Source organism: Mesorhizobium sp. UC74_2 (genome assembly GCF_042701485.1).
Taxonomy (GTDB): domain Bacteria; phylum Pseudomonadota; class Alphaproteobacteria; order Rhizobiales; family Rhizobiaceae; genus Mesorhizobium.
On sequence record NZ_CP170562.1, the window covers coordinates 782,571 to 809,450 of the forward strand.

Annotated in this window: 24 protein-coding genes, 1 pseudogene and 1 riboswitch; of the genes and pseudogenes, 11 read left to right on the forward strand and 14 right to left on the reverse strand. The window is 60.8% G+C overall.

All coding sequences use genetic code 11. The annotated features are described in order from the left end of the window. From ACFJIU_RS03625 to ACFJIU_RS03635, 3 genes are read left to right on the forward strand one after another with little or no spacing between them, the layout of a single operon-like run. Window positions 1-1,095 carry an ABC transporter ATP-binding protein gene (locus ACFJIU_RS03625; RefSeq protein WP_379067581.1) on the forward strand — a complete coding sequence of 365 codons (1,095 nt, stop codon included), beginning with the start codon at window positions 1-3 and terminating at the stop codon, window positions 1,093-1,095. Further along, window positions 1,092-1,988: a carbohydrate ABC transporter permease gene (locus tag ACFJIU_RS03630; RefSeq protein ID WP_379067583.1), complete on the forward strand. Its 897-nt coding sequence runs from the start codon at window positions 1,092-1,094 to the stop codon at window positions 1,986-1,988. Before ACFJIU_RS03625 ends, ACFJIU_RS03630 begins: the two co-directional genes overlap by 4 nt. A gap of 2 nt (window positions 1,989-1,990) precedes the next feature. Further along, window positions 1,991-2,869 carry a carbohydrate ABC transporter permease gene (locus ACFJIU_RS03635; protein ID WP_379067585.1) on the forward strand — a complete coding sequence of 293 codons (879 nt, stop codon included), beginning with the start codon at window positions 1,991-1,993 and terminating at the stop codon, window positions 2,867-2,869. Between the two features lie 11 nt (window positions 2,870-2,880). Here ACFJIU_RS03635 and ACFJIU_RS03640 read toward each other — a convergent pair whose 3' ends face one another. After that, a complete protein-coding gene (locus ACFJIU_RS03640) occupies window positions 2,881-4,104 on the reverse strand; it encodes an ROK family protein (protein ID WP_379067587.1) in 1,224 nt (407 codons plus the stop codon). 94 nt (window positions 4,105-4,198) lie between these two features. Here ACFJIU_RS03640 and ACFJIU_RS03645 point away from each other — a divergent pair, with 94 nt between their 5' ends. Then, a complete protein-coding gene (locus ACFJIU_RS03645; RefSeq protein ID WP_379067589.1) occupies window positions 4,199-5,263 on the forward strand; it encodes a Gfo/Idh/MocA family protein in 1,065 nt (354 codons plus the stop codon). Window positions 5,264-5,293: 30 nt separating this feature from the next. On the opposite strand, the gene ACFJIU_RS03650 is transcribed toward ACFJIU_RS03645, so the two are convergent. Together ACFJIU_RS03650 and ACFJIU_RS03655 are read right to left on the reverse strand one after the other, a co-directional pair. Beyond that, entirely contained in the window at window positions 5,294-5,869 is a 576-nt protein-coding gene (locus ACFJIU_RS03650) for a L,D-transpeptidase (RefSeq protein WP_379067591.1), read from the reverse strand. A 335-nt stretch (window positions 5,870-6,204) separates the two neighbouring features. Continuing rightward, complete coding sequence (locus ACFJIU_RS03655; protein ID WP_379067593.1) at window positions 6,205-7,071, reverse strand: LysR substrate-binding domain-containing protein; 867 nt, start codon at window positions 7,069-7,071, stop codon at window positions 6,205-6,207. A gap of 101 nt (window positions 7,072-7,172) precedes the next feature. Here ACFJIU_RS03655 and ACFJIU_RS03660 point away from each other — a divergent pair, with 101 nt between their 5' ends. Together ACFJIU_RS03660 and ACFJIU_RS03665 are read left to right on the forward strand one after the other, a co-directional pair. Next, window positions 7,173-8,078 carry a DMT family transporter gene (locus tag ACFJIU_RS03660; protein WP_379067595.1) on the forward strand — a complete coding sequence of 302 codons (906 nt, stop codon included), beginning with the start codon at window positions 7,173-7,175 and terminating at the stop codon, window positions 8,076-8,078. Window positions 8,079-8,158: 80 nt separating this feature from the next. After that, window positions 8,159-8,872, forward strand: a complete 714-nt coding sequence (locus tag ACFJIU_RS03665; protein WP_379067597.1) for a DUF1868 domain-containing protein — start codon at window positions 8,159-8,161, stop codon at window positions 8,870-8,872. Between the two features lie 27 nt (window positions 8,873-8,899). On the opposite strand, the gene ACFJIU_RS03670 is transcribed toward ACFJIU_RS03665, so the two are convergent. The 3 genes from ACFJIU_RS03670 to ACFJIU_RS03680 form a co-directional block, all read right to left on the reverse strand. Next, entirely contained in the window at window positions 8,900-9,952 is a 1,053-nt protein-coding gene (locus ACFJIU_RS03670; protein ID WP_379067599.1) for a succinylglutamate desuccinylase/aspartoacylase family protein, read from the reverse strand. Window positions 9,953-10,146: 194 nt separating this feature from the next. Next, a complete protein-coding gene (locus ACFJIU_RS03675) occupies window positions 10,147-11,529 on the reverse strand; it encodes an FAD-containing oxidoreductase (RefSeq protein WP_379067601.1) in 1,383 nt (460 codons plus the stop codon). Next, window positions 11,526-11,987, reverse strand: coding sequence for a DUF4126 domain-containing protein (locus tag ACFJIU_RS03680; RefSeq protein ID WP_379067603.1), 462 nt, complete (start codon window positions 11,985-11,987; stop codon window positions 11,526-11,528). Before ACFJIU_RS03680 ends, ACFJIU_RS03675 begins: the two co-directional genes overlap by 4 nt. A gap of 138 nt (window positions 11,988-12,125) precedes the next feature. Between ACFJIU_RS03680 and ACFJIU_RS03685 the strand changes: the two genes are divergently transcribed. After that, the gene (locus ACFJIU_RS03685; protein ID WP_379067605.1) at window positions 12,126-12,677 is read left to right on the forward strand and encodes a sugar O-acetyltransferase; all 552 of its coding nucleotides are present in this window, start codon (window positions 12,126-12,128) and stop codon (window positions 12,675-12,677) included. A 55-nt stretch (window positions 12,678-12,732) separates the two neighbouring features. After that, window positions 12,733-12,879, forward strand: a riboswitch (FMN riboswitch). 76 nt (window positions 12,880-12,955) lie between these two features. Continuing rightward, on the forward strand, window positions 12,956-13,429 hold the full coding sequence (locus ACFJIU_RS03690; RefSeq protein WP_379067607.1) for a 6,7-dimethyl-8-ribityllumazine synthase: 474 nt from the start codon (window positions 12,956-12,958) through the stop codon (window positions 13,427-13,429). A gap of 86 nt (window positions 13,430-13,515) precedes the next feature. Here ACFJIU_RS03690 and ACFJIU_RS03695 read toward each other — a convergent pair whose 3' ends face one another. The 8 genes from ACFJIU_RS03695 to ACFJIU_RS03730 all read right to left on the reverse strand — a co-directional run bounded on the left by ACFJIU_RS03695 (window position 13,516) and on the right by ACFJIU_RS03730 (window position 23,571). Continuing rightward, window positions 13,516-15,195: a formate--tetrahydrofolate ligase gene (locus ACFJIU_RS03695; RefSeq protein WP_379067609.1), complete on the reverse strand. Its 1,680-nt coding sequence runs from the start codon at window positions 15,193-15,195 to the stop codon at window positions 13,516-13,518. A gap of 274 nt (window positions 15,196-15,469) precedes the next feature. Next, window positions 15,470-16,591 (reverse strand): DUF2333 family protein, encoded by a 1,122-nt coding sequence (locus tag ACFJIU_RS03700; protein WP_379067611.1) that lies wholly within the window; start codon window positions 16,589-16,591, stop codon window positions 15,470-15,472. 13 nt (window positions 16,592-16,604) lie between these two features. Beyond that, a complete protein-coding gene (locus ACFJIU_RS03705) occupies window positions 16,605-17,891 on the reverse strand; it encodes a DUF6638 family protein (protein WP_379067613.1) in 1,287 nt (428 codons plus the stop codon). Next, complete coding sequence (locus ACFJIU_RS03710; protein WP_379067615.1) at window positions 17,891-19,801, reverse strand: AAA family ATPase; 1,911 nt, start codon at window positions 19,799-19,801, stop codon at window positions 17,891-17,893. The genes ACFJIU_RS03705 and ACFJIU_RS03710 overlap by 1 nt, the downstream gene beginning before the upstream one ends. A gap of 77 nt (window positions 19,802-19,878) precedes the next feature. Next, window positions 19,879-21,024, reverse strand: coding sequence for a hypothetical protein (locus tag ACFJIU_RS03715; protein ID WP_379067617.1), 1,146 nt, complete (start codon window positions 21,022-21,024; stop codon window positions 19,879-19,881). A gap of 192 nt (window positions 21,025-21,216) precedes the next feature. After that, on the reverse strand, window positions 21,217-22,305 hold the full coding sequence (locus ACFJIU_RS03720) for a hypothetical protein (protein ID WP_129413787.1): 1,089 nt from the start codon (window positions 22,303-22,305) through the stop codon (window positions 21,217-21,219). A gap of 151 nt (window positions 22,306-22,456) precedes the next feature. Continuing rightward, the gene (locus ACFJIU_RS03725) at window positions 22,457-22,852 is read right to left on the reverse strand and encodes a c-type cytochrome (RefSeq protein ID WP_379067619.1); all 396 of its coding nucleotides are present in this window, start codon (window positions 22,850-22,852) and stop codon (window positions 22,457-22,459) included. A gap of 107 nt (window positions 22,853-22,959) precedes the next feature. After that, entirely contained in the window at window positions 22,960-23,571 is a 612-nt protein-coding gene (locus tag ACFJIU_RS03730; RefSeq protein WP_379067621.1) for a thymidine kinase, read from the reverse strand. 207 nt (window positions 23,572-23,778) lie between these two features. Here ACFJIU_RS03730 and choX point away from each other — a divergent pair, with 207 nt between their 5' ends. The 3 genes and pseudogenes from choX to choV all read left to right on the forward strand — a co-directional run bounded on the left by choX (window position 23,779) and on the right by choV (window position 26,871). Continuing rightward, on the forward strand, window positions 23,779-24,714 hold the full coding sequence (gene choX / locus ACFJIU_RS03735; RefSeq protein WP_379067623.1) for a choline ABC transporter substrate-binding protein: 936 nt from the start codon (window positions 23,779-23,781) through the stop codon (window positions 24,712-24,714). Between the two features lie 123 nt (window positions 24,715-24,837). Further along, window positions 24,838-25,693, forward strand: a pseudogene (gene choW / locus ACFJIU_RS03740) (choline ABC transporter permease subunit). Further along, a complete protein-coding gene (gene choV, locus ACFJIU_RS03745) occupies window positions 25,690-26,871 on the forward strand; it encodes a choline ABC transporter ATP-binding protein (protein WP_379067625.1) in 1,182 nt (393 codons plus the stop codon). The pseudogene choW and the gene choV overlap by 4 nt, the downstream one beginning before the upstream one ends. Window positions 26,872-26,880 lie beyond the last annotated feature (9 nt).

Consider the following 26,880-nt stretch of genomic DNA (forward strand, 5'->3'; position numbering starts at 1 on the left):
ATGTCGTCCATCAGCCTCAGATCCGTATCCAAGAGCTTCGGGGCGGTCGATATCATCCGCAATGTCGATCTGGAAATCGCGGAGGGTGAATTCGTCGTTTTTGTGGGTCCTTCGGGCTGCGGCAAATCCACCCTGTTGCGGTTGATCGCGGGGCTCGTGCCTGTATCCGGCGGCGATATCGATATCGATGGCGAGGACATGACCGAAGTGCCGGCCTCCAAGCGTGGCATAGCGTTCGTCTTCCAGTCCTACGCGCTCTATCCACATATGACGATTGCCCGCAACATCGGTTTCGCGCTCGAGACCAGCGGGATCGGGCGGGTGGCGATCCGTGCCAAGGTCGAACAGGTGGCTGCCGTGCTCAAGATCGGTCACCTGCTGGAAAGGCTGCCGCGCGAACTCTCGGGCGGCCAGCGGCAGCGCGTTGCCATCGGTCGAGCCCTCGTGCGGCAGCCGAAAGTGTTCCTGTTCGACGAACCGCTGTCCAATCTGGACACCGACCTGCGCGCGGAGATGCGTGTCGAGATCGCCCGGCTGCACGAGGATATCAAGACCACGATGGTCTATGTGACCCATGATCAGGTCGAGGCGATGACGCTGGCCGACAGGATTGTCGTGCTGAATGAAGGACGCATCGAACAGGTCGGTACGCCGCACGAACTCTATCGTCGGCCGGCGAACCGTTTTGTCGCCGGCTTCATAGGCTCGCCGCGCATGAACTTCCTGCAGGTGGGGGCGACGAAGACGGATAATGGCTGGCGTCTGAACGGCGTGGGCGGGCTGGATCTCACTATTCCGCTGGGGGCGTCGACGCCGGCTTCGATCGGCTGCAGGCCGGAGGCCCTGGCAGTTGCGGATGGCGGTCAGGTTGCCCGGATTTCAGGTGAATTGCTGCGTGTCGAAGACCTTGGCCATGAACATCTCGCCTATGTGCGCATCGCCGATGATGTGATCTGGACCGTACGTTTGGCCGGCCATGCCGACCTCGCGCGCGGTGACAGGATCGGGCTTACCTGGCCAGACAATGCGCTTTTTGTGTTCGATGCCGAGGGACGACGGCTTGAAGTGGAACACGCCGTGCAGGTTGCAGCATGAGCCGTCCAAACCTCCTGCAGCGGGGAGAGACGCGCGCGGCCTGGATGTTCCTGGCGCCTGCGCTTGCCGCGCTCGCGCTTGTCGCCTTCTGGCCGCTCGCGCGGACGCTGTTTTTTTCCTTCACCGACGCCACGCTCGACGATCCATCGGTCTACGGTTTCGTCGGTCTGCAGAATTTCATCGATATCGCTACCGACGAGCAGTGGTGGCGAGCGGTCGCGAACACGCTTGTTTTCTCGGTCGTGTCGGTGACGCTGGAGACGCTGCTCGGTTTGGGTATCGCGCTGCTGCTCAACGAGGCATTGCCCGGACGTGGTGTCTTGCGGGCCGCCATCCTGATCCCCTGGTCGATCCCGGTGGTCGTGTCGGCCAAGATATGGGAATGGATGCTGCATGATCAGTTCGGCATCCTCAACAACCTGCTGATCGGTCTCGGTTTCATCGATCATGGCGTTGCATGGACGGCAACGCCGTCCCTGGTGATGGGCGTCGTCATCTTCGTCGACGTCTGGATCACCACGCCCTTCATGGTACTCCTGATCCTGGCGGGACTTCAGGTCATACCGGAAGAGGTGCGGGAAGCGGCGCTGGTTGACGGTGTTCCTTGGTGGAAGCGCTTCTGGTCAATCACCTTGCCGCTGCTGAAACCGGCTATCGGCGTGGCGGTGCTGTTCCGCGCGCTCGACGCCATGCGCATGTTCGACCTGGCCTATATTCTGGCCGGCAATGGCGAGCGCACACAAACGATCTCGATCTATGCACGCAATCAGCTGATCTCCTTCCAGGAAACGGGGCTGGGTTCGGCCGCTTCCACCTGGGTGTTCTTTGTTATCGCGCTGGTCGCGATTCTTATCATCGGCGCGCTGCGGCTAGATCGCGCGGCAGGGAGATAGTCATGGTCAACACAGTTGCCGCCGGGCGACGCCGATCCGCTTCCTTCCGCTATCGCTGGCAACGGCGTGCACGCTCGGCCGGTCTCGTCCTGCTGAGCCTGTTCGTGCTCGCCTACACACTGTTCCCTTACTATTGGGCGATCGTTTCGTCCTTCCGCTCGGGCTCGCAGCTTCTGAGCTCCAGCCTGGTGCCGAACTTCGACCTGGTCCACTACAAGGCCTTGCTTGTCGATCCGGTCTTTGTCGGCTCGATCATCAATTCGCTGATCGTCGCGGGCTCGACAACGATCATCTCTCTGGTGCTCGCGGTGGCGGCTGCGTATGCGCTTGGCCGGCTCAATTTCACGGGCCGGCAGGCCATGCTGATGGCGATCCTGGTGGTCTCGATCTTTCCGCAGATCGCGGTGATGTCGGGCATGTTCGAGCTGGTCCGCTGGTTCGGCCTCTATAACCGGGTCGGTTCGCTGGTCCTCGCCTACCTGATCTTCACGGTTCCGTTCACCGTGTGGGTGCTCACGTCCTTCATTCGGGAGTTTCCGCGTGAACTTGAAGAGGCCGCGATCATGGATGGGTGTTCGCACTGGCGTATCCTGACCAGGATCCTGCTGCCGCTGATGGGGCCCGCGCTGGCGAGCACCGGACTGCTCGCCTTCATCCTGGCCTGGAACGAGTTCCTTTTCGCTCTCACCTTCATCCTCAGCGACGAGAACCGCACCGTGCCGGTGGCGATCGGCCTGATCTCCGGCAACAGCCGCTATGAATATCCGTTCGGCCCGGTGATGGCTGCGTCGATCATCGTCACCTTGCCGCTACTTGTCCTGGTGCTGATCTTCCAGCGCCGCATCGTCAGCGGACTGACAGCCGGCGCCGTCAAGGGATGAAGCAGCCAGGATCAATCAAGTTCGTGGAACACGTCGACGATTTCGCCGGCGATGTTCCATTTCGCGGCGGGCTGCGCCTCCAGCGTCGCCAGCAACGGCATCGTCGCGGCGCCAAGCGCGATCATGTCGCGGTCGAGCAGCCCTTTCTGCAACCTCGGCGCGCCACGGTCGTCACGCGACGCGATGGTATGGGCCAGAGGAGCGACTTTTTCCAGGAGCCTGTCGAGCAGCCATTCCGGCAAATCGCTGCCCAGGATGATCGTTTCAGGATCAAGCATGTTCTCCAAGGTGCCGACCAGCCAGCGCAAGTGTGGCGCGGCTTCGGCGAGCCACGTCTCGATCTTCGCGTTGCCCGCTTCAACCAGACGGGCAAATCCTGTCTCGCTATCGCGAGTACTGCCGCTGGCACCGATCACGTCGAGCAGATATTCCACCGAGACGATCTGCTCCAGATAGACCGTCTTGCCTTTGTGCGGGACGAGGATGCGACCGATTTCACCGGCGTTGGACCAGCCGCCACGAAACAGTCTTCCGTCATGCACAAGACCGGCACCGAGGCCGTGGCCGAGCAGCAGGTAGCAGAAGTTGCGGACGGAGCGACCTTTGCCAAAGGTCAATTCAGCCAAGGCGCCGGCGTTGGCGTCGTTCTCGACGATGACGGCCATGTCCCTCTCTTCGGCAAGGCGCCGATCGATCTCATAGCTGTGCAGTTCGCTCCAGAACGACCCTTCGAGGCTTGGAGCGTCCAGTACATGGGCATCGCGAAGTCGCGGGGAGGCGATGCCGATCCCCCAGATGCGATCGACCGGAACCGCAGCTGCTGCGATCAATTCATTGATCATATCGGTCAGGATATCTTTTACGCCGTCGACGCTGCGAGCGGTCAAAGGCCGACGCATGCCGAACCGTTGAACGAAATCGAAGTCTACCAGGGCAGCGCGTATGAAGTCGCGGTCAACGTGCAGGCCGATGCCGTAACCGCGGTCGGCCGCGATGCGGTAGTTGGTCGGCGGTTGTCCCTTGCCGCCGTAGATCTTGCCCGATGCTTCGATCAGGCCAGCCCGTTGCAGATCGTCGATCATGTTGGAAAGCGATTGCGGGCTGAGCCGCGTCAGTCGCGCCAGATCGGCCCGGCTTTGCGTGGGTTCACGACGCAGCAGATCCAGCACCATCTGTCGGTTGAGACGCTTGGTGAACTCGCTGTTCTTGCCAAGCCCGGCATTCCGGAGTTTCACGTATTCACCTAAATCCACTCAGTTGAATAAATCAAAGGGACATGTCATCTAGCACGGGAATCGCTAGTCGTCCCTAGCATTTTTGGAGACCATCATGGACATCCGCGTCGGCCTTATAGGTCTCGGCGAAGTCGCCCAGCTCATGCACCTGCCGCTTCTGGCGGACGACCGTCGCTATCGCATCGAAGCGGTGATGGATGTCGCGCCATCACTCGTCGAACACATTGGCGAACGCTATGGCGTCCCGCGGCGTTACCTGAATGCCGAAGACCTGTTGGCGGATACCAATCTGGACGCTGTCTTCATCCTGACGCCCGATCATATCCATGGCCGCCTGCTTGCCCAGGCGATGGACGCCGACAAGCATGTCTTCATCGAGAAGCCGGTCTGCCTGACAGCCGATGAACTGACGCCGCTGCTGCCGCGTGCCGAAGCGTACAGGAAAACGATCTTCGTTGGTTACATGCGCCGCTTTTCACGGCCTTTCCTGGAACTGAAGAAGCGCATGCCGTCGGTGGACAGTGTGCTGCATGCCCGCGTGCGCGACATCATCTGCGAAGGGCCATTCTTCATCCGCCAGACACACAACGTCTTTTATCCGAAGGACGTGCCGCAGACGATCATCGATGAAGGACGTGTCGAGACCGAGCGCCTGTTGCGCTCGGTCATGGGAGATGAGGCCTCGCGCGAGCAACTGCGGGCCTACCAGGTGCTGACTGGACTGTCGTCGCACAGCTTTTCGGCCATGCGCGAATTGCTCGGGGCACCGAAGGGGGTCCATGCGGCACGCCAGCATCGTGGCGAGGCGATTTCGGTCCTGTTCGACTACGGGCATTTCACGGCCGTCTACGAGGCGCTGATCCACAATGTGGCCCGCTTCGACGCGGGAATCGACATTATGACCGACCGGCAGCAGTACCGTGTCAACTACGACACGCCCTATATCCGCAACCTGCCATCGCGTCTCGAGATCATCGATTCCACCGACACGGAAACGCGTACCGAAACGTTCGGTCCAAGCTACGAAGATCCATTCCGCATCGAACTCGACGCCTTCCATGACTGCGTGGCCAATGGCGCTGCCGCCAAGACCACGCTGAAGGATTCGGTCGCCGATCTGGAATTGTTCGCCAAGGTCGGGAAAGCGTTCGTCCGCTAGCGGACGGCGATCCTGGCAAGGGACCCAGGTTCACATGACGAGCAGCGGAGCTTTCCCGGAAACGCGGTCGTAAAGATCGATAACGTCCTGGTTGAACATGCGCACGCAGCCTGCGGAAGCCGACTTGCCGATGGAGCGCCACTGTGGCGATCCGTGGATGCGGTAGAGCGTGTCCTTGCCGTCCTTGAAAATGTACAGCGCACGCGCGCCCAGCGGGTTGGTCACACCAGGCTGCATTCCCTGCCGCCATTTTTCCAGCTTCTGGTCACGGCGGATCATGGACGCCGGCGGTGTCCAGGTTGGCCATTTGCGCTTCCATTGCACGATCGCGCGCCCTTTCCAGGCGTGACCTTGCTTGCCGAGTCCGACGCCATAGCGCATGGCCTTGCCGTTGGGCTGGACCAGATAGAGGAAGTTCTGTCGCGTATCGACAACGATCGATCCGGCTGGTTCTCCCGTCGGATCATCGACAAGCTGGCGCAGGAACTTGGGATCGACCTTTCCCGTGTCGATGGCCGGCAGGCTGTAGCCGCCGTCGTCGATGGCAGCATACCTCCCGGCGTCCTTGCCCTGATAGGATGCGGGCTCGATTTGTGCCGGAGCCAAGGCTGGAGCCGCAGCAACGGCCGGTATCGGTGGAAAGACAGCGGCGGTCTTCGTATTGGCCTGGACGGTCTGTGAGCATCCGGCAGCGATCATGAGCGGCAGAACCGCAATGCCCGGCAAGCACCGCCGAAGCATCGATAGGATAGTCATTTCTGGTTTGTTGCCTTTTATGGATATTGAATGTGGGCTGAAAGCCGCGCTTTCTTCTTCTTCATCTCAACATGACCACGATATGGCCCGTGGACGCCGCAGAGCAGATTGTTTTGCCATGTGGTGCGCGGGCAACATCTGTCAGCGGCAGCAGGACAGAGGCGATCTATCGCAAAAGCAAAGGTTCAACCGGGCTGAGGTTTCTCTGTCAGGTCGCGGCGGAGGAATTCGTTCAGCCGTTCGACCGCGGGCGTGGTCGACATCGGATTGCGCATGATGCCGACTTCCAGGTCGGGAAGCGGCGGCAGGCCCTCGTTCTCACCGATGATGCGCAGGGAAGGCGGCACACTCAATTGTGCCAGTCCGGCAACGGCCAAACCGGCCTGAACGACAGCGACGAGGCCGAGCAGGCTGGCGCTGGAATAGGTGCAGTGAAAGGTGCGGTCTATGCTGGACAGCACCTGCAACATGTTCACACGGGCAGCACAACCGGGCTCGAACAGGGCAACCGGCAAAGGATCCTTTTCCCAGGCGACGTGATTTGGCGAAGCAACCCAGACACAGCGCTCCAGCCGCAGCACCTCGAGCGCCTGGTCCGGCAGCCGGGTGATGATTGCGAGATCCAGACGACCTTCCTCCAGCGTCTTCACCAAAGCTGTCGATTGCTCGCAGACAAGCTCCACCGTCACCAGCGGATGGGCGGCGGAGAACCGTGACAGAACCGGTGGCAGCAGATAGGCGGCATAGTCGTCCGGGACGCCGAGACGGACACTGCCCGCTTCCTCCGGACGGGTGACGCTGGCCAGGGCTTCATCCGAGAGCTTCAGCAACCGCCTGGCATAGACCAGGAATTCCTCACCGGCGGCATTCGGCGTGACCGCGCGCGGAGTACGGATCAGCAGCGGCTTTCCAATCGTCTGCTCGAGCCGCTGCATCTGCATGCTGACAGCGGACTGGCTGCGTCCGACACGCGGGGCGGCATTGGAGAAGCTACCGCTCTCGGCAATGGCGACGAAGGTTTTCAGCAGATCGAGGTCGAGGGGCAGAGCCATAATGCTATCAGCATAACGAATAGCTTTCACCAAATCTATTCGTTTGCATGAATACAAATGCAATGGCTTGCTGCTCGTCCATTCGATGCGGACCAATCCACATGACCGACATGCCGACGAGTCGATTTCCTGCCTTGAGCCTGGCGGTTGCGATGATGATCGCCGGCACGGTCGGCGCCTTTGTCACGGAGGCTGGGGTCGATCCCATAACCACCGTGTTCTGGCGCTGCGTTTTCGCCACCCTGTTCCTGGGTGCATGGTGCCTGCTGCGCGGCTATCTGCCGGATCCTCGCCTCTCAAGGGCGCGCCTGCTGCGCGCGGCGATCTGCGGCGTCTGCATGGTGCTGAGCTGGGTCGTCTTCTTTGCGGGCTTTGCCCGGACCTCGATCGCCGTCATGACGATCATCTATCATATCCAGCCATTCTTCGTGGTGCTGATCGGTGTCGTTTTCCTCAAGGAGCGGGTCAGCGCCGACCAGATCGTCTGGATGGTTCTGGCCTTTGTCGGTGTCGTGCTGGCGAGCGGTCTTGTCGCTTCGAACACGGTGATCACCGCGAGCTGGGCCGTAGGTATCCTCATGGCGCTCGGCGGCGCGCTGCTCTACGCGGTCGTGACGGTTCTCGCCAAGGGGCTCGGCGAACAGCGTCCGGAGGTGACGGTGTTGTGCCAGACCGTGGTAGGAGCCCTCATGCTGGCTCCCCTGGCGAATTTCTCGGAGAACATCCAGGTCGCGTCCTGGGCATGGTTGATCGGCATTGGCGTGCTGCACACCGGAATCGCCTATGTGATGATGTTTTCGGCCTATCCGCGCCTTTCGACGCCGGTCATCGGCGTGCTGACCTTCATCTATCCCGTGGTCGCCATTCTCATCGACTGGGCGATCTATGATCATCCGATCGGGCTACCACAGGCGGTCGGCATGGTGATGATCGCGTCAGCGACATTGGGTGTGCGTCTGGGGTGGCGTTTTCCGGGACGGGTGGCATCCATCTCTCCCGCCGAATAGCCTGCTGACGGCCTGGTGTCACACTGCCTTCAAGCCGGAAACCTACAGAGCTGCTGCAACATCCTTCCCCTGGAGCAGCCGTGGCTTACGAACGAAACGATGCCTTTGCCGAGACATTCACCGAAATAGGCAGGAGCGAGCCTCCTCACTATCTCAACCGTCGCTTCGATGCGGATGGCATATTCTTGCCGCAGCCGGGAAACACCATCGTCAGCCATGTCGTCGATGGTTCGGCAACACAGCAAGCATTGGTGCGTGTGCGCGAGGCGCTGAAGGCACTGCCCTACGGCGACCGCTTTGCCTATACGCCGGTTTCAAGCCTGCACATGACCGTCTTCCAAGGCACGATCGAAGGCCGGCGCAAGCTGGCCTACTGGCCGCAGGAGCTCTCTTGCGAGGCTCCGATCGACGAGACCACGGCCTTCTTTCTTGACCGGCTGAAAGCCTTTCCCAAAGCATCGGAATTTCGCATGCGGCCCGTCGAGGTCACTCCGCTTGGAGTGGTCGTGACCGGCGCCACGCTCGCTGACGAACAGAGCATTCGCGCATTGCGTGACCGGCTGACCGTGCCTTTCGGCTACAGCCATCCCGATCACGACAGCTATACCTTCCACATCACGCTGGCCTATCTGAAGGCATGGCTGCCGACAGGGGCTGAAGCCACCTATCCGCCGGTGTTGGCTGAACTGACGCGAAACCTCCTGACGGAAGTAGAGGTGCTTGAACTCGAGGTGCCGGCGTTCTGCACCTTCAACGACATGACGGAATTCAAGCCGCAACACCACCTGGCCTGAGCCTGCAGCACAGGCCGGACATTGCGGTCATGCTTCAAGCGCTCCGGCGCGGGCATCGTCGCTGCGCTTGCTGCCCACCAGCTTGACGAGATCATCTCCCTTGCGCGTGACGCGGTGCGAGCGGCGGGTCAGGATATAGCCATCCTGCGGTGCGAAGATCTCGGTGCGGCCGCCGGCTTCGCCTGGCGTGTGCACGATGGTGGCCAGCTTGTCACCCTTCTTGACCCAGTCGCCGGGCTTCACGTCATAGAGCACAGCGCCGGCCCTGGGAGCGGGCATCATGTCGATGTTCTCGAGCGGCGCGACAACGCCTTCGAAGTGGCCGGGCTTCGGCACAGTAGTGTCGGCAACGACGCCGCGTGCGACGAGCAGCCTGTAGAGGCCCGCGGCGTCGGCCTCGGCCGTTGCCCCGTCGACGTCGGAAACGCCGCGATACTCGACGGTGGTGACGACGAGGCTCCCGAGCCTTTCCTTGCCGCTTGCAAGGTGCGGTTGCAGAGACGCTTCCTCAAACGCGGCACCGCTTTCACCTTCCCACAGAAGTACGGCTTCGACGCCCATGGCAGCAGCGCAGTCCTGCATCGCCGGCCACAACACCGCAGGCACGTAGAGATAGGCAGTGCTTTCGTCGTCGCAATGCAGGTCGAGCACGATGTCGTGCCCGACCGACAGCTTCAGCAGCCGCGCCTTCAGGCGCTGGTCGATCGTCGGCAAGTCTTCTTCCTGCGGCAGCAGCGAGACATCGGGCCTGTCGATCAGGGGGAAGTCGCGGTTGAAATTGACGCGGTTCGGCAGGTGGAAACGGCCTTCCAATTCACCGAAGACATACTGGGCGCGACCGACCGGATTGGCCCATGGCACGACAGTGAGTGAGCCCTTGATGCGTCCTTCAACCTCAGCTTTGGCGAGCAACGGCATCAACGCGTCGATGGCAACCATGCCGGGCAGCTCGCCGGCATGCAACGCCGCCTGCAGATAGGCGGTTGGCGCTTTGGGGTCGCTTCCCTTGAAACGGTAGACCGGAAACTCATAGGCAACGCCTTCGCTGTCGCCGGCCAGCCGCTCTGTCGTCTTTTCCATGCTCTTCTCCGCCTGGAGCAATTCCAGCAAAAAGTGCGCGTCCGGAATCGCATCAAAACAAAAATCGGAGCGTTTCGACGTTTCCAAGAAAAACGGAGACGCTCTGGTGAATGCCGTTCTGCCGTGCAAGCGGGCGTGTGTCGAGTGGTCCAGCGTTGCGGACAATGAGCGCAGGGATGAGCCGACGTCGCAGATCAGACGAGCGGCTTGAGTTCCTGCGCAATCGTCGGCAGCAGTTCGGAGACGTTGGGATGGATGTGCACGGCCCGTTGCAGCGTCTTCACCGGGGCTCTGGCGTACATCAGGTCGAGCACGCAATGCACGGCTTCGTCGCCGCCTGGCCCCAGCACGGAGCAGCCAAGGATTTCACCGCTGTCGGCATCGACGAGGATTTTCATGAACCCTTGCGTCTCGCCCTTTTCCACTGCCCGGCCGACCCTGGTCATCGGGCGCTGGCCAACCAGAGCGCGGCGACCGGATTTCCGAACGGCCGTTTCGGTCATGCCGGCGCGGCCGAGTGGCGGGTCGGTATAGAGCGCATAGGCCTCGATCCGGTCGCTGACCTTGCGTTGATCGTTGTCGAGCAGGTTTGCGGCAACGATTTCGTAGTCGTTGTAGGAAGTATGCGTGAAGGCACCCTTGCCGTTGCAGTCGCCCATCGCCCAGATGTGAGGCACGCTGGTATGCAGCTGGTCATCGACCTCGACGAAGCCGCGCTTGTCGACCGTCACGCCGGCCTTGTCGAGACCAAGGTCGTCGGTGTTTGGAACACGGCCAAGCGCCAGCAGCACATGCGAAGCGACCACTGGCGGCTTGCCCTGCGCAAAGGTGATGGCAGTCTGGTCGCCCTGGCTTGCGAACGAGATGTCCTCCGCGCCGAGATGTACGGTGATCCTTTCCTTCTCGAACATGGACAGGATCGTGCTGGAAACATCCTCGTCTTCCCGGCCAATCAGGCGAGGGGCTCTTTCAATGACCGTTACCTCGGAGCCGAAGCGGCGGAACATCTGCGCGAATTCCAGCGAGATGTAGCTGCCGCCGACGACCACGAGATGCCTGGGCAGCACGTCGAGGTCCATGATCGAGGAGTTGGTGAGGAATGAGATGTCGGCGATGCCAGGCAGGTCCGGCACCGAGGCGCGGCCGCCGACATTGAGGAAGATCCTGTCTGCCGTGAGCAGGTCATCGCCGACGCGAACGGTGTGTTGATCCTCGAAGCGGGCATGGCCACGGAACAGCGTGCAGCCGGGCATGGCTGCGATCCAATCTTCCAATCCCTTGCGGGCGTCGCTGGACACCTTGTCCTTGCGTGCCTTGATCGCCTTCATATCGACGCCGACAGGACCGGAAAGCGTTACGCCATAGTCGGCGGCGCGACGTGCGAGGTGCGCGGCATAGGCGCTGGCGACCATCGTCTTGGTCGGCATGCAACCGGTGTTGACGCAGGTGCCACCAACCAGCTTGCGCTCGACCAGGGCGACCGTCATGCCGGCTGCGCTCAGGCGGCCCGCCAGGGAGGGGCCAGCCTGGCCACAGCCGATGATGATGGCATCGAATGTCCTGGCCGTGGTGCTCATGCGACGGCCATCACGATCAGTAGCGCGCCAACGATGGCAATCACATCCTCGACCAGGGCGGCCGGGAGGTCGCGTCCGAAGGCTGCGGCCATTTTAGCGCGCAGTGCGGCGCCGCCATACGTCCCGATGACGGCGCCGATGGCACCAGCGATCAGTCCACCAATCAGTGCTCCTCCGGTCGTCCCAATGACGGCACCCGCGAAAGCGCCACCAACCAGTCGTGCACCGAATTGCTGCGGCACCTTGCGGCTTGGCGTGGACGGAAGCTGGTCGGCGATCAGCTCGACAACGGCGAGGACTGAGAAAATGGCGACCGTGATCCAGTGGCCCGTGAAGCTTGCCCAGGTGCCGGCCACCGGCAGCCAGCCAAGATAGGCGCCCCAGGCGACCGCGGCGGGCGCCATCATGGTTCTCAGGCCGGCGACGACGCCGATCAGCAGAGCAAGCAGAAAAAGCATCTTAACCCCCTCGATTGACCAGCAGTGGCCACATGAGCAACCTAGCATATGACTGGTATTTGACCATGGCTGCGGTATCGGACGAACGCGTTCGCAACCGCGCTGATCGCGATGCGGCGAGCATTCCGGAGACCGGCAATGATGAAAAGTGAATTGCAGAAGATGGCCTCCGGTGAGTGGTACAACTGTGTCGACCCGGAGCTTGATGTATTGCGTCTCGCAGCCAGCGAAGCGATTTTCGAGCACAATTCGCTGCCGCCTCGGCAGCGCGGCGACATTGCGCCGGCTCTGCGTGCGCTTTTGGGACTGGCAGGTGAGCGCGCGCGCATCGAAGCGCCGTTTCATTGCGCCTATGGTTTCAACATCTTCCTCGGCGATGGCGTCTTCCTGAATGCTTCCTGCACCATTCTCGATACCGCGCCGGTGCGCATCGGCAGCGCGACCATGCTTGGTCCGCATGTGCAGATCTATTGCCCTGAACATCACAAGGGGGCTGCAGAACGGCGCGCCGGCCTGGAAATCGGCCGCCCGGTTACGATCGGCGAGAACGCCTGGATCGGCGGCGGAGCCATCATCCTGGGTGGCCTGACGATCGGCGACAACGCCATCGTCGGTGCCGGTTCAGTGGTGACCCGGGACGTGCCCGCCGGAGCCACCGTCGTTGGCAATCCTGCTCGGCCAGTTCGCTGAAATCATTGTTCCTGCGGGTTGACAGGCAAGCCGTGGGTCGCGTTACTGGCGTCGTTAATGTTCTCAGGGCGGGGTGAAAGTCCCCACCGGCGGTAAGAGCTTCGGCTCAAGCCCGCGAGCGCTTTCCGGCTTGCCGGAAAGGTCAGCAGATCCGGTGCGATTCCGGAGCCGACGGTTATAGTCCGGATGGAAGAGAACGAGCGGATCAACGGTGGCGCAAGCTGCCGCTTTTCCGTGTCGTGCGTCCTGATTCTGGTTCGAAACGGAAGGAAGGACCCATGAATCAGCAATCCCAGAAACAGTTCGAAACCCGTCGCGTCGCCGTCATTCGTGCACGTTGGCATGCCGATATCGTCGACCAATGCGTCGAAAGCTTTACCAGGGAAATCGAAGCGTTGAGCGGAGGTAATCTGGTCGTCGACGTCTTCGATGTGCCGGGTGCCTATGAAATTCCGCTGCATGCCAAGACGCTTGCCCAGGCAGGCCGCCATGCTGCGGTGCTTGGCGTTGCCTTCGTCGTGAATGGTGGCATTTATCGCCACGAATTCGTGGCGCAGGCCGTGCTGGACGGCATGATGAACGTGCAGCTCGCGACCGGCGTTCCCGTGCTCTCAGCGGTGCTGACGCCACACAATTTCCACGACGGCGCCGAGCACCACCGCTTCTTCTTCGAGCATTTCACGGTCAAGGGCAGCGAAGCGGCCCATGCCTGTGTCGAGATCCTCAAGGCGCGTGAACTGATCGCAGCTTAAGCGGGGGAGTAAGGCATAAGGGGAGTAGGGCAGTGAGGTTTGGGCTGATACTGCCCTAATGCCTTACTGCCCTACTGCCTTTCCCGTTAGAACAGTCCCTCGATCTGTCCCTGGTCGTTGAGGAAGATCTTCTCCGACGATGGCTTGGAGGGCAGGCCGGGCATGGTCATGACTTCGCCGCAGATGATGACGACGAAGCCGGCACCGGCAGCCAGGCGAACCTCGCGCACCGGAACCGTGTGGCCGGTCGGAGCACCACGCAGGTTCGGATCCGTCGAGAAGGAATACTGCGTCTTGGCCATGCATACCGGCAGGTTGCCGTAGCCGGCCTGTTCCCACTGGTGCAGCTGGTCGCGGATCGACTTGTCGGCAATCGCCTCGTCACCACGATAGATGCGCTTGACGATGGTGTTGATCTTCTCGAACAACGGCATGTCGTCGGGATAAAGCGGCGAGAACTGCGAGGCGCCGCTCTCGGCGATCTCCACCACCTTGTGGGCAAGCTCCTCGATGCCGGCAGAGCCCTGCGCCCAGTGCTTGCACAGGATCGCCTCGGCACCTTGCGCCGCCACGAACTCCTTCATCGCCTCGATCTCGGCATCGGTGTCGGAGACGAAGTGGTTGATGGCCACCACCGCCGGCACGCCGAACTGCTTCACGTTCTCGATGTGGCGGCCAAGATTGGCGCAGCCCTTCTTCACCGCCTCGATGTTCTCCTGGCCAAGGTCTTCCTTCTTGACCCCGCCATTCATCTTCATGGCGCGCACGGTGGCGACGATGACGGCGGCGGCAGGCTTCAGGCCCGCCTTGCGGCACTTGATGTCGAAGAACTTCTCGGCACCGAGATCGGCGCCGAAGCCTGCCTCGGTCACCACATAGTCGGCAAGCTTCAAGGCGGTGGTGGTGGCAACCACCGAGTTGCAGCCATGGGCGATGTTGGCGAAGGGACCGCCATGCACGAAGGCCGGGTTGTTCTCCAGCGTCTGCACGAGGTTGGGCTGGATGGCATCCTTGAGCAGCACCGCCATGGCGCCATCGGCCTTGAGATCACGGGCATAGACCGGGGTCTTGTCGCGGCGATAGGCGACGATGATGTCGCCGAGGCGCTTTTCCAGATCCTTCAGGTCGGTGGCCAGGCACAGGATGGCCATGACTTCGGAGGCGACAGTGATGTCGAAGCCGGCCTCGCGTGGGAAACCGTTGGCGACACCCCCCAATGAGACGATGATCTGGCGCAGCGCCCGGTCGTTCATGTCCATGACCCGGCGCCAGGCGACACGACGGATGTCGATGCCCAGTTCATTGCCCCAGTAGATGTGGTTGTCGATGAGGGCGGAGAGAAGGTTGTGGGCGGTGGTGATGGCGTGGAAGTCGCCGGTGAAGTGCAGGTTCATGTCTTCCATCGGCACGACCTGGGCGTAACCGCCGCCGGCGGCACCACCCTTGACGCCGAAATTGGGTCCGAGCGAAGCCTCGCGAATACAGACCACCGCCTTCTTGCCGATGCGGTTCAGGCCATCGCCCAGGCCGACCGTGGTGGTGGTCTTGCCTTCGCCGGCCGGTGTCGGGTTGATGGCGGTGACCAGGATCAGCTTGCCGTCCTTGTTGCCTTTGACCGACTTGATGAACTCGGCCGAGACCTTCGCCTTGTCATGGCCGTAGGGCAACAAATGCTCGCTCGGAATGCCGATCTTCTCGCCGATCGCCTGGATCGCCTGCTTCTTCGCGCCTCGCGCGATCTCGATGTCACTCTTGTAATCGGCCATATCCGGTGATCTCCCAAATCATCAGGCGAGGCATTCGCCGTCGGTGTCGCGCGGCATAGAAGCCGAGTGTGGGGCGTTCCCGCCGTCTCAAAACAGCCGCGCAATACGCGAAATGCGACAGGTCTGTCGGGAGCGAATAGTGAATAGCGAGTGGCGAATAGAGGAAAGCATGACGATCTCAGCCAGCCAGCTTGCGACATAACCACAACCGGCTAACTTCATTCGCTATTCGCTATTCGCTATTCGCTATTCGCTATTCGCTATTCGCTATTCGCTATTGCGCCAGCACGTTGCTGATTTCGACCAGGTTCGAGCGGACGCGCAGGACATAGAAGCCCATCGTCGTCAGATGCGTGGCGAAGATGCCTGTTTCGTCGCTGTTGGCGATCAGCCATGGCTGAATGCGCAGGGCGGAGACGAACTGGGCATCCATCGTGTCCCACAGGCTCTTGAGATTCTTCTGCTTGAGCACGTCCTCGTAGTCGGCCTGTGCCGCCATCATCAATCCGTAATAGGCATAGAGCTGGCCGTAGGCGAACCAGAAACGATCATCCGCACGCGGATCGAAGAAACCGTAATTGTAGTTCTCCGCCCGGTCCTTGAGGATTGCCGAGGTCGAGCCGATGTCGGATGCGATGCGGTCGAGATACTGCTTGAGATTGTCGGCGCGGGCGTCGAAGACCGCCTGGCAGGCGCCGAGCCTGGCATTGAAAGCACGCAGCTTCTTGATGGCATCACGGTAATAGCTCGGCGTCGGCGTCTTGGGGCCGAACGGGCTCAAGCCGAAATACCAAGTATATTCGTCGAACTGCAGATTACCGCGTGCATCCTGCAGGTCGCCGTCGATCTGCGAGGTGGTGCGCACGCGGCCCATATTGTCGGCGAGTTCGGTGGCGGTGCGCCGCACCGCCTGGTTGATGCCGCGCTGGAACGAGGCCTTGTTGTCCATGAACGGCGTCTTGTCCCAATCATAGCCGAACAGGCCGACCTTGTAGAGGATCATCGACGAGATCCAGGCGTTCTGGTTCACGTTGAAATCGGTCAGGTCGGCCGCGACGCCCGCAATCGCAGAGCGCCCGCATGATTTGGTCGTGTCGGTGCCGCCACCGGCGGTCACCTGTTCACCGGCCGATACGTTGCGGCTCTCGAATTTGTACTTGTCGACGTAGTTCGGGTCGAAATTGTTCCACCACTGCGTCGCGTAGAAGAAGTTGGCATAGAGGGCGAGGAGGATGAGCAGGCCGACGCCCACCAGCGTCTTCAGGATCCAGCCGCGCCGAAAATACCAACGGCCCACCCACATGAACGGCCACAGGATGATACCGATCAGCAGGCCAATGCCTCGGCCGATCCACTGGAATATCCGGGTGATGAAATTCACGATCGGATCTAGCATGCCGTGGCACCCCCTAGTCGGTCAGGCCGTAGAGACGGTTTCTGAACGTCTCCTTGTCCCTGAGATATGTGGTTTTCAGGACGTCGACAACATGGGACCGCCAGGCCTCGCTGAAGCCTTCATAGTCCTTGTAGAAACCTTGCTTGTTGAAGACGTACCGGGCAACGAAATCCGACGGTACGAAATCCGAGATCAACCGGTTGGTCAGCCAGGCATCGGCATGCCTTGGTCTTGCGCGCACGACGAGGAAGCGCTGCCGAGGTTGCACATCCTCGATCCTGAGCTGGCCGAGCTGGCCGATCTCGCGCTTGGCGGCATTCAGGAAGGGGAAATCGCCGTCACGGTTGATCGTTGAAGCATTGTTGTGGATCCACGTCTGCAACCAGACCTTGTCGACACTGGACAGATTGCGATCCGGATCGGACTGCCAGATCAGGTTGCGCACCACCATTTCGGCGCGGTGCTCGAGATAGCCTGAGCTTTCGATCCACGAGGCGCGCGGCAGCTCGATACGACCGCTGGAAGCGAGGAAACGGAAGACGGCGTCAGGATCCTTGATCGACAGGTAGCTCACCTGCCATGGCCGGGAGCGCCGGAATCCCGGTGCGGCAGGGTCGCCGATGACGGTGGTCACATCTGGGTCGACGAAAACGTAGAGCCCGCCGAAATGGCTTGTCCAATAGGCGTTGTGGCGGAAAATGACCTGGTCGGGCACCAGCGCGTTTTCGCGGATGTCGCCGGTGACCTTGGCCAGTTCCACCATGCGCTCCAGCATCTTGTTGTCACGCCAGGCGTCGGGTTCCTGCTTCAGTCGGTCGACCAGCGTGCCCAGTTCCGAAGCCTTGCCGAGAACGTCCTCGGCCGAAAGGACACGGAATTCCACCTGGTTGATGGAAAGCAGGTCCTCGATGTCGTTCACCGTCGAGACCGAATCCTCTATCTCACCATAGATGACGTCCTTGATGGTCAGCGCATCGATGGCGCGGCTGTTCTTCGACATGAACTCGAACATCAGCTGCGAGGTGTTCGAGAAAGCCGTGTGCACCACCGGCAAGTCGATCTGCGACGGGGTCAGGATGATGAACCGGCGATTGATACCGTTGGGATCGAGATAGTCATAGTCGCCGCATTCCTCGGCGATCTCGGGCGAGAAGCCGGTGCGGTCGACGTGAAAGCTCTTCAGCCTGGTCGGCTTGAAGCCGAACGCCTTCAGCGCCTTGTTGTAACGGTCGATGAGATGCGGCTCGTCGACCGGCAGCAGCCGGCCGTAGATGAGTTCGTTGTCGCGCAGGAGGTCCATTACGCGTTCCACAGCCCCTTCTTCTTCAATTCCTCCATTTCCCTGGCTGCCCGTTCGCGCAGGCGGGCGTCGCGCAGCAGCCTGTCGACTGCGGCATCATCGGACTTGTCGGCGTAGCGGAATTCGGAATCGGCGTAGCGGTTGATCTCCTGCATGATAACGTCCATGTCGAATGGACGGCGCAACTCCTCGATCATCGCCTTCTTGTCGTCGTAGCTCTTGTGCATGAAGGCTTCCGGCTTTTCGAACCACTCGTCAGGCAATTCGATGTCCATGGCACGCATCTTGATGGCGTCGGTGACGTTCTTGATGGCGCGGCCGGTAAAGCGCGGCTCGGCCTGCTTGATCAGGTGCAGGTAGCTGCCGACATCTTCCAGCGTCTTCGGTTCGCCGCTTTCCTTGATGAAGCGGTCATAGACTTTCAGCAGCCCGTCCTCGTGCGGCTTGTCATGGCCCTCATAGGCCTCCGCCACGGCGCGCTGGATCTCCTGGGCGGCATAAAGCTTGTGGTCGCCGAGCGGAACCTTGTGGTTCTTGCCGGCAAGCAGCACGAAGATGTCGATATAGTCGTCGCGGGTCTGCGGGCCGTCGACCAGCCAGCGGGCGCCGGCGCGCTGGCGCAATGCGTCGTCGACATTTTCGGGATAGTTGGAAAACATGCCGAAGGCGCAGTTGCCGCGCACCACTGTCCCTGCGCCGGCAAAGGCGTCCATCAGGACGCCGGTGATTTCCTGCTGGCCGGCGGAAGCACGGTCGTCGGAACGCTTGGCCGCCACCTGGTCGATATCGTCGATGGTGCCGAAGCCGATCGCACGCGGATTGAGCACATTGTTGATGAATTGCCGGCAGTTCTGGCCGGACTTGCCCTGGTAGGACGAGATCTGGTCGACGCCGAAATTCTCGTAGGCGAAAGCATAACCGGCGACCTTGCAGTAGTCGTTGACCAGGCCGGCGATCATCTGGATCAGCGTGGTCTTGCCGGTGCCCGGTGCTCCGTCGCCGATGAAGGTGAAAAGGAAGCCGCCGAGTTCGACAAACGGGTTCAGCTCCCGGTCGAAGTCGTAGGCCATCAGCATCTTGGCCAGCTTCACCGACTGGTATTTGGCGATGTGATTGCCGACGACCTCTTCGGGCTTCTTGAAGGTCATGACAAGCGGTTTCGACTTCTTGCCGGGCGCGACATCGAAGCCGTCGATGGTGAAGTCGTCGGTGTCGATGCGAAGATGTGTGTTCTCGAAGGCCCCAAGCCCGTCGAAGCGGGCCTTGCGTGCAAGCAGGCCATCGATGGCGACGCGCGCGAAACTCTTCGCACGGGTCAAGAGATCGGCGTCGTCCCTGGTGCCGGCGAGCGCCCTGTCGAGGCCTGCAACAAGAGATTTCACCGCATCCTGCGGCGTGTCGAACAGAAAGTCGGGTTCGGCAATGTCGTTCGGCGCCTCACCATCGCTGTCGATGAGCTGAGCCAGATAGGAAGCAAAAGCGAAAGCGGCGACATAGGCGGAAGCGGAAAGCAGCTTCTTGAATTGCGTGGCTGGGTCACCCTCGAGCGGCGAACGCGCGTTCTGTGCCTGCAGGCCTTCAAGGTCGGTCGAGCGCGCAAAGATGTCCGAAACCGCCAATGCCACGGCAATGCCGCGTCGAGCACGGTAGAGCAGCGTGTGTTGCGGGATCGACATCAACTGGTCGTCCGGCCGGATGGAGGCCACTGTCTTCTGCAATTCGACCTCGCGCGTCTTGCGCAGCGATCCGGTCGAAACCGTGGAGACGAAGCGGCGACCCGTGCCGGCAAGCGCAGTGCCGGATTCGCCGGACGAATCCTCCAGTACGACGATGCGGTTGATGAAGCTCTGCGCGGTCGCGCGGTGCTTCTCGATGTCGGCCTCGGGAATGGTGGTAAGCCCGGTGTCCATTCGATCCCTCGTTACGTAGTCTCGGTCAGGCTCGTTGTTGTCGTCGCATGATCCAGTTCTGAAAAGCCTGGGCTTGCTTAGACGTCCGAAATCACCCGCCCGCCAGACAGGATGTGCACCTTGTAGCCGTTGAATATCTTCTGGGCTTCGCCGGCCGCATAGAGCGCCTGATAGGCTTCATGCGGCACGAGCGCATGGTTTTCGAAACTGGAAACGCCCTGACGCGTCGCTTCCAGGTCGTCGGTGTTGATGAAGAATTCCTGAGTGGTCTTCTCGCTGGAGAAAAGGCCGCGGCGGCCGGGCTTTTCGCCTTTCGAATAGACCTCCTGGATCGTCCAGGTGAGCAGCCAGGCGTTTTCCGGCTTGCGCACCTTGGCCAGCACCTCGGTCACCGTCGAGTTGTTGTCGGTGATGCCGGCGGAATAAAAGGGGCCAAGAACCACGCGCCGCAACTGCTTGGGATGCAGCGGCTCGAAATCCTTGTCGAGATTGACGGCGATCGTCAGCGGAGACAGCGAATAGGACGAGTTCTTTTCGGTGAAGTCGTCAAAGCGCCGTGCGAGATCAGGGTTCAGCAAGCCGTCCACGGGCAGCGGGATCTCGACCTTTTCATTGAGTCGACCATCCTTGCCGACCAACTGGCGCACGACGTCATCAGAAGAATCCTCCACTGTCACCATATAGACCAGCGGCAGGTTGGCGGTGCCGTCGAAACTTGCCCAATGCACCAGATAATAGGGCAGGCCGGACTTCGGATTGACCGAGACCTTGGCGGTCTGTGCCAGCGTAAAGGGACCAAAGGTCTCGCCGCTCTTGATGTCTTCCAGGTAAAGCCGCTCCGCCATCGACTTCTGCAGCGTCGTCGGAAATTCCTTGTGGCGCAGGATGAAGTCGGCCATTTCGGCGCGCAGTTCGCGCGCCGACGGAATGGTGGCCAGCCTGCTGTCGGCCTGGCGTCGGTCGTTCTCCAGCTCAAGCAGGTTCTGAAAGACCGGATAGCCGCTTTCGGCGCGGGAGATCTTGAAAGTCTCCATGAAGCCGAGACGGTTGCGCCAGCAGGTGAAGGACTTGTCGAGACGGCTTATGTACTCGGCCACGATCTTGGCGACGATGCCATGCCGGTAAAGCGGCGAGCGATCGTCGCGCATGAAGATCTCGAGACCGGACAAGGCGGCCGTTATAGCCGAGAAATAGCGCTCGGCCGCATCGGTTTCGATGCTCATGCCTTGGCTCCCTTCCGTATCAGGGGAGCCAAACAATTGGTGGGGTTACAAAAAGGCATGGATGAAGGTGAACTGTCCTGCCGGGCTAGCGCAATTCCAGGAAAAGTGTGCACGGTTTTCCGTTCGGAATTGCGCAAAAACAAAGAGTTAGAGCGTTTCCGCGTTTCCTTGAAAAACGGAAACGCTCTAAGGTCAGGACTGAACATAGTTCGCTGAATTGTGCTTCTTCATGACTTCGTCGAAGCGGCGGGCAAAGGCATCGTCGGCCAGCTTCTTGCGGCGCTGGATGTCGGCGGTTGCGACCATGTTCTTCTCGTGCATTTCGAGCAGGTCGCCAATGTGTTTCTGGGCGGCGGCGCCAATCCCGGCCATCGTCTCTTCAGCGGTGGTGTCCACCTGCGAGCCCAGCGTGTTGATCTTGTGCGCGACATCCTGCTGGGCGGCCGTCTTCAACGAATCCTCCAGCGCCTTGTAGAGTACGATGCGCTGTTCGGTATCGATGGTCAGCTTGTTGATCAACGTCGACTGTGCGGCAATCTGATTGTTCAGCGAGTCCACGAAGGTCTGGAACATCGACGTATAGCGTTCCAGCGTCTGGCTGGCCGCGAGCAATTCCTGTTCCTTGGCCTGACGCTCGTTGTATTCCGTGGCGAGCTTGGTGCGGTCGCTCTCCAGCGCGGTGCGCTCCTTCTGGCTGGTCGAGGCGGCGATCTTGTTTTCGATGTCCAGCAGCAGCGGGTTCAGCTCCTGGATACGCTTCTGGACGGCCTCGAGTTCGGCCATGGTCGCCTTGCGACGTTCGATCACCTGCGAAAGGCTGGTCTCGGAGGTCTTGTAGCGCTGGTCGAGCACTTCCTTCTGCGCTTTCAGGATGCCGACGATCGTGTCGGACTTGGCCAGAAGCTCCTGCAGGTTGCCGGCGAGCGACATGTTGCGTACGCGGTCGGTACGCATGCGCTGCTTCTTCTGCGCTGAAAAGATGCCGACGAAGCTCTCCCAGCCGGTGTAGTTCTTCATGCTTTCGAATTCGGAGCCGAAGACATTGGTCGCGTCTTCAAGGCCGATAATGAGATCGGCGATGTTGGCTTCCATCGTCTTTTGCTGCTTGAGAACGTCCTGGATGCGGGCGTTCTCAATGTCGAAATTGGCGTCACCGATCTTTTGATCGGCCTTGGCGAGCGTGTCGAGCACCGTACCGGACTGCTCGATCTTTGAACGCATGTCCTCGACGACCTGCCTGGTCTTGGCGATTTCGGTGTCGAAGTTCTGCAATGTCGCCATCAGATCCCCCTAGCGGTGGCAAACCCAAAACTGCGCGTGGCAGCCTGCGGCGAATATATGTGGGGCGATTGGCGATTGAAAGACACATGCGTTGCTTTCGCTGCGGAGGTGATCGTTGCCGGCAGCGATGCACACGACAATTGCCTTTGGGCTAAGGCTTTGGATCGGCTTTCAGATAGGCGATGACATTGGCGATCTCGGCATCGTCCTTCAGGCCCATGTAAGCCATCTTGTTGCCTGGAACCTTCTGTTTCGGGCTGCGCAGATATTCGGCCAGCGAGGTGTCGTTCCAGACCAGGCCCGCTGCGCCGGCGTCCTTCATGGCTTGCGAATATTTGGCGAGATAGCTTGGTGCGGTGCCGGCGGTCCGCCCAAAGACGCCCATCAGATGCGGCCCGAGCCTGTCCTTTTCCGATGTGGCGTCATGGCAGGCCATGCACTTGTTGAACACCTTCTTGCCAGCGACCGCATCACCGTCGGCGAGCGCGGGCAGGGCAAAAAGCGTGGTGAGAATGGCGATGGCTGGGCCGAGTGCCTGGCATTTCATGATCGTTCCTCGGATGGACAGTGACGCCGTCAGCGTATCAGCAGCTGCCGGCGAACGGCCATAGTACTCTTGGCCGCAGCTTGTAGCCCAAGTCGCAAACATGCGTCTCAGGGACGCGAAAAGCCGATGAAATCGTCGGGTTGCGCGCGGCCCATCTCTTCTTCCCAGTGACGACGGCAAAGCGAAACATAGATGTCCTTGCCGATCGCCACCTGCTCGCCCTGCCGGGCAACCTTGCCGTCGGGGCCGAGGCGCACGACCATCGTCGCCTTGCGGCCGCAGCGACAGATGGTGCGCACCTCGCGCAGGTCGTCGGCGATGGCCAGAAGCGCACGCGAACCGGTGAACAGATTGCCCTGGAAATCGGTGCGCAATCCGTAACACATCACCGGAATGCCGAGCCGGTCGGCAACACGGGCGAGTTGCCAGACCTGATCTTCCTCCAGGAACTGTGCCTCGTCGATGAAGACGCAATGCACGGTGGTGTGCTCGTGGTGCTCGGCGATGCGGGCGTAGAGGTCGTCGCCGCCACGGAACATCTCCGCCTCGGCTTCCAGGCCGATGCGCGAGGAAATGAAACCCGTGTCGCCCTTGCGATAGTGGCCGGCCACGAACAGCATCGTCGTCATGCCGCTTTCGCGATAGTTGTAGGAAGCCTGCAAGAGCATGGTGGTCTTGCCGGCGTTCATGGTTGCGTAATTGAAGTAGAGCTTGGCCATGACCCTTTATGCAGAAGTTGAGGGCGGCGGGGAGAGGTGCTTTCGGACCTTCCACCAAAAAAGCTTGGCCGTGTCGCTGATCGGCCAATGCGCGCCGTCAATCGTATCTCCTGGTGCTTGAAACAACACAAGAATGGTGTTTGGCTGACACAACAAGGCCAGGCGCAGGAATCCGCTTCGCCAAACAAACACAATGGGAGAAAGTTCATGTTGCGCATGAAGTCTATCGTCGCAGGATTCGGCCTGGCTGCCTTGCTGTCCACCAGCGCGGCATTTGCCGGCGACGCCGCAAGCTGCAAGAAAGTACGCCTGTCGGATGTCGGCTGGACCGATATCCAGGCTACCACGGGGGTTGCATCCGTGCTGCTCACTGCGCTCGGCTACGAGCCGGAGGTGATCCAGCTCTCGGTGCCGGTCACCTATGCCTCGCTGAAAAACAAGGACCTCGACGTCTTCCTCGGCAACTGGATGCCGTCGATGACCAACGACATCAAGGACTATACCGCTGACGGTTCGGTCGAGACCATTTCGGAGAACCTTTCGGGTGCAGGCTACGGCATCGTCGTGCCGACCTATGTTGCCGAAGGCGGCGTGAAGACGCTGACCGACCTCGGCAAATTCAAGGACAAGTTCGAGGGCAAGATCTACGGCATCGAGGCCGGCAATGACGGCAATCGCATCATCCTCGACATGATCAAGAATCCGGCCGACAACCTGCAGGGCTTCGAACTGGTCGAATCCTCGGAAGCCGGCATGCTGACGCAGGCCGAGCAGTCGATGAAGGACAACAAATGGATCGCTTTCCTCGGCTGGACGCCGCATCCGGTGATGGGTGCCATGAAGATCACCTATCTCGATGGCATGGGTGACTCGGGCTTCGGCGCGGCGACCGTCTCGACCAATGTTCGCAAGGGCTATCTGCAGGAATGCCCGAATGCGGGCGCCTTCATCAAGAACCTGAAGTTCAATCTGGATATGGAAGGCCAGATGATGGACGGAATCCTCAAGGGCGGCAACGCCAACGACGTCGCAAAGGACTGGCTGAAAAAGAACCCGGACGCCGTAACACCCTGGCTTGCCGGCGTGACGACCTTTGATGGTGGCGATGCTGCTGCTGCCGTGAAGAGCGCGATCGGCGGCTGACCGAAATCGCTCTAGCGGGCGACGTGATAGGGCGGCCGCCCGTCGGGGGCTGCCCTTTTTTGCAGGCTGTGACAAGATAACAATGCCCCGAGGGTGGGACGGAGGCATGACGAGGGAGGGCAGATGGATCCCGTTTCGAATTTCCTGCGTCGCTTGGAAAATACCGGTCGGCTTGTGGGGAAAAGCGTTCTTCACGTTCCTAACCGACAACTTCAACACCATCTTTCGCGGTTTCTCGAACGGGCTGAACACGCTGCTCGATGGTATCGTCAATCTGCTGTTGATGATGCCGCCGGTGGTCGTCGTCCTGCTGATCGCGCTGCTCGCATGGTGGCTGCAGCGCTCGAAGGCGCTGGCGATCGGCGTTCTGCTGAGCCTGCTTTTCATCATCAACCAAGGCCTGTGGAAGCAGACCGTACAAACACTCGTGCTGGTGGTGGCTGCCGCTGCCGCCTCGATGGCAATCGGCGTGCCGCTCGGCATCTGGGCCGCGCACAAGCCAAAGGTCTACAGGGTCATGCTGCCGGTACTCGACCTGATGCAGACGCTGCCGACCTTCGTCTACCTGATCCCGGTGCTTACGCTGTTTGGACTTGGCAACGCGCCGGGCCTTATCGTCACCATCATCTTCGTCATTCCGACTGCGGTTCGCCTTACCCATCTCGGTGTCACTTCGGTGCCGAAAGCGATCATCGAAGCTGGCGAAGCCTTCGGCGCCACCAAGCGCCAGCTTCTGTGGAAAGTCGAACTGCCGGCGGCGTTGCCGACCATCATGGCCGGGCTGACCCAGTGCATCATGCTGTCGCTGTCGATGGTGGTGTTCGCAGCGCTGATCGGTGCCGGAGGTCTCGGAACAGAAATCAACCGCGCGCTCGGTTCGCGCAAGATCGACCTCGGACTTGAAGCCGGTCTTGCCATCGTGGTGCTGGCAATCGTGCTCGACCGCATGACGCGTATCGGCGTGGGAGGCAAGAAATGACCATCGCCGTCGATTTCAAGAACGTCGACATCGTCTTCGGCCCGGATACGCGCGATGCGCTGGCGATGGTCGACAAGGGAGCGACCCGCGCCGAGATCCTGGAGCAGACCGGCAATGTGCTGGGCTGTGCCGGAGCCAACCTCACCGTCAACGAGGGCGAAATCTCCGTGTTGATGGGGCTGTCGGGCTCCGGCAAGTCGACGCTGCTGCGCGCCGTCAACCGGCTCAACATCGTCAGCCGCGGCCAGGTGATGGTGAAGAACGGTGACGGCATGGTCGATGTCGTCTCCTGCGACGAGGCGACATTGCGCCAGTTGCGCCAGCACCAGGTGGCCATGGTGTTCCAGCAATTCGGCCTTCTGCCCTGGCGCACGGTGGAGGAGAATGTCGGTCTGGGCCTCGAGCTTGCCGGTGTGCCGGAAGCCGAACGCAAGACGCGTGTGGAAAAGCAGCTCAAGCTGGTCAACCTCGATCCATGGGCGAAAAAGTACGCACACGAGCTGTCCGGCGGCATGCAGCAGCGTGTCGGCCTGGCACGCGCCTTTGCCACCGAAGCACCGATCCTGTTGATGGACGAGCCGTTCTCGGCACTCGATCCGCTGATCCGCACCAAGCTGCAGGACGAGTTGCTGCAACTGCAGAAGACGCTGAAGAAGACCATCATCTTCGTCAGCCACGATCTCGAGGAAGCTCTCAAGATCGGCAGCACGATCACCATCATGGAAGGCGGCCGCATCGTGCAATCCGGCCCGCCGGAAGACATCGTGCTGAAGCCGGCCAACGACTATGTGCGCGAATTCATTTCCAACGTGAATCCGCTTTCCGTGCTCACCGCCTGGAACGTCATGCGCGATCGCCGGGACCTGGAAACCACCGATGATGGCTGGATTTGGCTCGACCGGCGCAAGACGACCCGGTTCAAGATCGACAGCCACGGACTGGTGGCTGCCGCGGAGCGTGACGGCAAGCCGGCGGTGTGGATTTCCTGTGCGGACGTGGAGCGCCAGCCCGACGAGGCATCGCAGGTATTCTGGGCGACACCTGGAACTTCGCTCAAGACGGTGATGCTTGCGATGCATCGTTCGCAGACAGCGCCGGTGGCGCTGTTCGACGACCAGTCGCGGTTCGTCGGCGCCATCGGTATCCGCGACGTGCTCTCGGCTGTCCTGCGACGCTAGAGCAATTCC